Origin of the sequence: Caulobacter sp. B11, from assembly GCF_002737765.1 — a bacterium.
Lineage (GTDB): Bacteria > Pseudomonadota > Alphaproteobacteria > Caulobacterales > Caulobacteraceae > Caulobacter.
The window spans coordinates 1-2,925 of the sequence record NZ_PEGG01000291.1; the positions used below are offsets into that span (position 1 = coordinate 1).

2 protein-coding genes and 2 pseudogenes are annotated in these 2,925 nt (G+C 70.9%); 2 read left to right on the top strand and 2 right to left on the bottom strand.

Annotation, left to right across the window (positions count from 1 at the left end):
• Positions 1-119: 119 nt before the first annotated feature.
• A complete protein-coding gene (locus tag CSW58_RS15345) occupies positions 120-284 on the bottom strand; it encodes a hypothetical protein (protein ID WP_236627790.1) in 165 nt (54 codons plus the stop codon).
• A 607-nt stretch (positions 285-891) separates the two neighbouring features.
• Here CSW58_RS15345 and CSW58_RS11315 point away from each other — a divergent pair.
• Positions 892-2,158 (top strand): annotated as a pseudogene (locus tag CSW58_RS11315) (MFS transporter).
• Between the two features lie 15 nt (positions 2,159-2,173).
• Here the strand turns inward: CSW58_RS11315 and CSW58_RS11320 are convergent.
• Positions 2,174-2,651, bottom strand: a pseudogene (locus CSW58_RS11320) (N-acetyltransferase family protein).
• Between CSW58_RS11320 and CSW58_RS11325 the strand changes: the two are divergent.
• Positions 2,650-2,925 (top strand): TfoX/Sxy family protein (locus CSW58_RS11325; protein WP_099447359.1); only part of this gene is annotated, 276 nt, incomplete at its 3' end. The pseudogene CSW58_RS11320 and the gene CSW58_RS11325 overlap by 2 nt on opposite strands.

The following is a 2,925-nucleotide window of genomic DNA, read 5'->3' on the forward strand; positions in this document are numbered from 1 at the left end:
ATGCACCGGCGGCAGGCCGCGTTCGCCCGCCGCCCGGGGCGGGGGCGGCGACACCCTCGAGGCCGGGCTGGGCGGAAGTGTCAGTCATGCCCTTCAGGTAGGGCATGAGGGCCGCCGGCTCAAGCGATGGCGATCGGACCGACCAAGCCTTCGTCGCCGCCAGGGACCAGGGCCTTGACCAGGAACCCGGCGCTGATCGGCCGGGCCAAGGCATGATCGCCTGGCGGCGGGACCGGCGAAAAGCCGATCCGGGCGAAATAGGGCGCGTCGCCGACCAGCAGCACCGCGCGCCAGCCGGCGGCGGCGGGCGGCGCAGGCGGCTCGACCAGGGCCTGTCCAGGCCCTCCTGCGCTGTCCCGCCTTCGACCAGCGGCCAGCGGGAAAAGGAGGCCAGAGGAACCCGCCCACGGTCACCGGCCACAGGCGCACGCTGCCGACCACCGCGTCGCCGCGCAGGGCCACGAAGCAGCAGTCGTCGAGCTTGCGATTGCCCTCGCGCAGCCGCTCGGACGACTTGGCCAGGCGGCCGGGCCCGAAGGCGCGGTCGACCAGGGCCAGGACGGCCTCGGCATGGTGGGAAGTTCGGGAACGACCCGGGGCGGGTCGGGCTGGACGGCGATCGAAAGGCTCATGAACTGCGGGTATCCGGACACGAAGAGGGTCATCGCCCCGGATCGCGTCACGGCCATGACAGCCGCCGGCTCCAGGGCGCTTTAGTCGCGGACTCCGGTCCGCGCGGCGCAGGTTCGTCGCTGGCGTCGCATCGGCGAGCCGTCCTTTCGTGCAGAGGGGCGCCAGATAGGGCCCAAGCGCCGGGCCGTCAATGGTTTCCGCCGCCGGGCGCGACAAGGGGATTGCCGAGCCCCTGGCCGCGCGACATGGTCCGCCTCCATGTCCGACCTCCCCGCCGCGCCCGACGCGCCTCCCCTCGACACCCCCTCGCGCGCCCTGTTGCGCCAGCGGGATTTCGTCCTGTTCTGGGGCGCGCGCTTCGTGTCCACCCTGGGCGTGCAGGTGCAGTCGGTGGCCCTGGGCTGGCAGGTCTACGCCATCGCCCGCCTGACACGGTCAGTCGGCGAGTCGGCCTTCATGGTCAGCATGATCGGCCTGGCCCAGTTTCTGCCGCTGCTGGCCCTGACCCTGATCGCCGGCGAGACCGCCGACCGCCGGACCCGCAAGCTGATCGTCGCCGCAAGCCTGGCCGTCGACGCGATCAGCGCCAGCGTCCTGCTGGTCCTGGCCCTGAGGGGCTCGACCGACCTGTGGCCGATCTTCGCGGTCTCGGTGATGTTCGGGCCAGCCGCGCCTTCCTGTCGCCGGCCAGCGGGCCATGGGGCCGATGCTGGTGCCGCGCGCCCTTCTGCCGCGCGCCATCGCCTGGAACTCCCTGGCCTGGCAGAGCGGCTCGATCATCGGCCCGGCCATCGGCGGCCTGCTGCTGATCCATTCGCCCCAGGCGGCGTTCGGCGCGTCGCTGGGCCTCTATCTGACCGCGGCGATCATGACCCTGAACATCCGCCACGCCACCAAGCCCGACACCCAGCCCGGCTCGCGGCTGGAGCTGATCCGCGAGGGGTTGGCCTATGTCTGGAACAACAAGATCGTCTTCGGCTCGATCTCGCTGGACCTGTTCGCCGTGATCCTCGGCGGGGCGACGGCCCTGCTGCCGGTGTTCGCCAAGGACGTGCTGCACATCGGGCCGGGGGGCTTTGGCCTGCTGCGCGCCTCGCCGGCCATCGGGGCCAGCCTGGTGGCCCTCTACCTGGCCGCCAATCCGATCCGCCGCCATTCGGGGCGGATCATGTTCGCCGGCGTGGCGGTGTTCGGGGCCGCGACCGTGGTGTTTGGCCTCTCGCAGCTGGTCTGGCTCTCGGTGGGGGCTCTGATCCTGCTGGGCGGGGCGGACATGCTCAGCGTCTATGTCCGCCAGACCCTGGTGCAGATCGTCACTCCCGACGCCATGCGCGGCCGCGTCGCCGCCGTCTCGGGCGTGTTCATCAGCGCCTCCAATGAACTGGGCGAGGCCGAGAGCGGGGTGGTCGCCCGCTTCCTCGGACCGGTCGGGGCGGCGGTGTTCGGCGGGCTCGGCGCCCTGGGGGTGACAGGCCTGTGGGCCTGGCTGTTCCCGGAGCTGCGCAAGGCCGACCGCCTCGACTGAATCGCCCGGCCGCGGTCAGCCCGCCGCCAGCCTGGACAGGGCCTCGCCGCTCATCCGCCGAGTGGTCCAGTCATCCAGGGTCGCCGCGCCGAGGCTGTCATAGAAGGCGATCGACGGGGCGTTCCAGTCCAGCACCGACCATTCCAGCCGGCCCAGATTCTCGTCCAGGCATCGCCGGGCCAGACCGGCCAGCAGGGCCTTGCCCGCCCCACGCCCCGCGCCTGCGGCCGCACGAACAGGTCCTCCAGCCAAAGGCCGTGGCGGCCGACAAAGGTGGAGAAGTTGTAGAACCACAGGGCGAAGCCGACGGGCTCGCCGTTCAGCTCGGCGATATCGCAAAAGGCCCGGGGGGTCGGTCCGAACAGGGCGGCGGCGACATCGTCCGGGTGGCCTCCACCGCGTCCAAAAGCTTTTCATAGGCGGCCAGATCGCGAATGAACTGATAGATCAGGGATGTGTCGGCCGGTGTGGCCGGACGAATGGTGAGCGACATGGCGGTCTCCGCGCAATTTCTGGACTTCGTACTCGAGCAGCTCGCGCCCTGCGGCCGACTCACCTCGCGCAAGATGTTCGGCGGAGTCGGCCTCTATGCCGAGGGCCTGTTCTTCGCCTTGCTCGACAATGACATCCTGTACCTCAAGGGCGACGACGCCCTGAAGACCGCGTTCGAGGCGGCGGGCTCTCAGGCCTTCGACCCGTTCGGCGAAGGCAAGCCCATGGCCTACTGGTCGGCCCCGGCCGAGGCCCTGGACGATCCCGAGCTTCTG